3 protein-coding genes are annotated in these 1,933 nt (G+C 27.2%); all 3 read left to right on the forward strand.

What is annotated here, in order from left to right; all coding sequences use genetic code 11:
* Positions 1-173: 173 nt before the first annotated feature.
* On the forward strand, positions 174-866 hold the full coding sequence (locus tag HMPREF9129_RS10030) for a DUF6282 family protein (protein WP_004823359.1): 693 nt from the start codon (positions 174-176) through the stop codon (positions 864-866).
* Entirely contained in the window at positions 847-1,023 is a 177-nt protein-coding gene (locus HMPREF9129_RS12100) for a hypothetical protein (protein WP_004823361.1), read from the forward strand. The genes HMPREF9129_RS10030 and HMPREF9129_RS12100 overlap by 20 nt, the downstream gene beginning before the upstream one ends.
* A 2-nt stretch (positions 1,024-1,025) precedes the next feature.
* Positions 1,026-1,933: TRAP transporter substrate-binding protein DctP (gene dctP / locus HMPREF9129_RS10035; RefSeq protein ID WP_004823363.1), on the forward strand; the 908-nt coding region annotated here is incomplete at its 3' end.

The raw sequence follows: 1,933 nt of genomic DNA on the forward strand, positions 1-1,933 counted from the left end.
TGCTAAATAAAAATGATTAATTTATTTGATCAATAAAACAATAATAATACATAAATTATAACATTACGGGGGAATATAACAAGTTAAAACTTTAATCAATAAAAAATTGCTTGTTTTACTTTGTTAAATTAAGTTTATAAAATAAATATGAAAATACTTAGAAAGGAGAAAAAGTGGAAGATTTAATTTTAGATTTATTAATAGGTTCATATGATTTACATACACATAGTAGTCCATCTCATGTAAAAAGAAGTATAGATGATATAGATTTAATAAAAGAGGCAAATAAATATAATATGAGTGGAGTAATGATAAAAAATCATTATGAATCAACCATAGGTAGGGCGCAGTTAATAAATTCGCATTTTAATTTTAATACTAAAGCTTATGGAGGGATAGCGTTAAATTATCCAGTAGGAGGATTGAATCCATATGCATGTGAAAGTTCTTTAAAATTAGGTGGAGTATTTATTTGGTTTCCTACTAGAGATTCAGAAAATTCTTTAAAGTATGGAAATATGAAAGGAGATTTTTTTAGTAGAAAAGGAATAAGCATTTTAAATGATAAGGGAAAATTGAAAAAAGAGGTTTACGAAATTATTGAGGTTGTTAAAAAATATAATGCAGTTATAGCTACAGGGCATCTTAGTGTTGAAGAAAGTATTATTTTGTGTGAAGAATCAATTAAAAACAAGGTTAAAACAGTACTAACACATCCCGATTGGCTAAGAACTGATATTGATATTGGCACACAATTAATGTTAGCAAAAAAAGGGAGTAATATTAGAAAAAGTTTGGGCCAATTTAGAAGATGGAGATTGCTCAAAAAACAAGTTTTTAAATGTAATGAGAAATCTAGATTATGAAAACATTTTTATTAGTACTGATAGAGGTATATATAATAAAAAAACACCTATAAATTCAATGAAAGATGCTATCAAATTTTGTTTAGAAAGTGGAATAGAAATAAAAAATATAGAAAAAATGATAAAGTTTACACCTAAAAATTTAGTGGAGGGCTGAAATTGAAAAAATATGCAATAGTAGTAATTATTTCATTATTAATGTTAAATTTAGTAGGTTGTTCGAAGAGCAGAACTGAAAATAAGGTATTTCAAATTGGTTTTACAACAGCTCCAGTTGAAGATGACCCTTATTTTATATTTGCTAAGAATTTTTCAAATGAAGTTTATAAAAAAACCAATGGAAAAATTGTTATAGATATAAAAGGTTCAGGCCAGATTGGGCAAGAAGGGGAAATGTTCACTGGAATGCAAATAGGTACAACTGATATGGCTATTATGACAAATGCATATATAAGTGGTTATATAAAAGAAGCAGGTTTATTTGATTTACCTTTTATTTTTGAGAATTCAAAAGAAGCTGCAAATATACTTGATGGGAATATAGGGAAAAAAGTTTTGAATGAGTATGAAAAATATGGGATAAAAGCATTAGCTTATGGAGAAGGTGGATTTAGACATTTAGTAACAGCTAATGCAGAAGTTAGATACCCTGGTGATTTTAAAGGTCTAAAAATCAGATGTATGGAAACAGATACATATATAAAGACTTATCAACAACTAGAGACTAATGCGGTTCCAATGTCATGGTCAGAAACTATAACAGGATTACAACAAGGAACTATAGATGGGTTAGATATACCTATAAGTGTAACTTATACAAATGGGTTTGTAGATATAGCAAAAGATCTAAATTTAACAGGGCATTTTTACTCACCATTAATTCTATGTATATCAAAAAATATATATGATGAATTAAATGATGAAGAGAAAGAAATATTGAAACAGGCTGCAGAATATGCAGGTAAGATTACTAGAACTAGTAATGCAGATAAAGAAACTAAAATGTTAAAAGAAATGGAAAATCAAGGTATGAAAATAATTAGAGATATAGATAAAGGCGCTTTTAA

This window comes from Peptoniphilus indolicus ATCC 29427 (assembly GCF_000227315.1).
Taxonomy (GTDB): domain Bacteria; phylum Bacillota; class Clostridia; order Tissierellales; family Peptoniphilaceae; genus Peptoniphilus; species Peptoniphilus indolicus.

Coding starts and splice junctions, on each gene's coding strand:
- HMPREF9129_RS12100 (WP_004823361.1), top strand. CDS start 847: ATGAGAAATCTAGATTATGAAAACATTTTTATTAGTACTGATAGAGGT.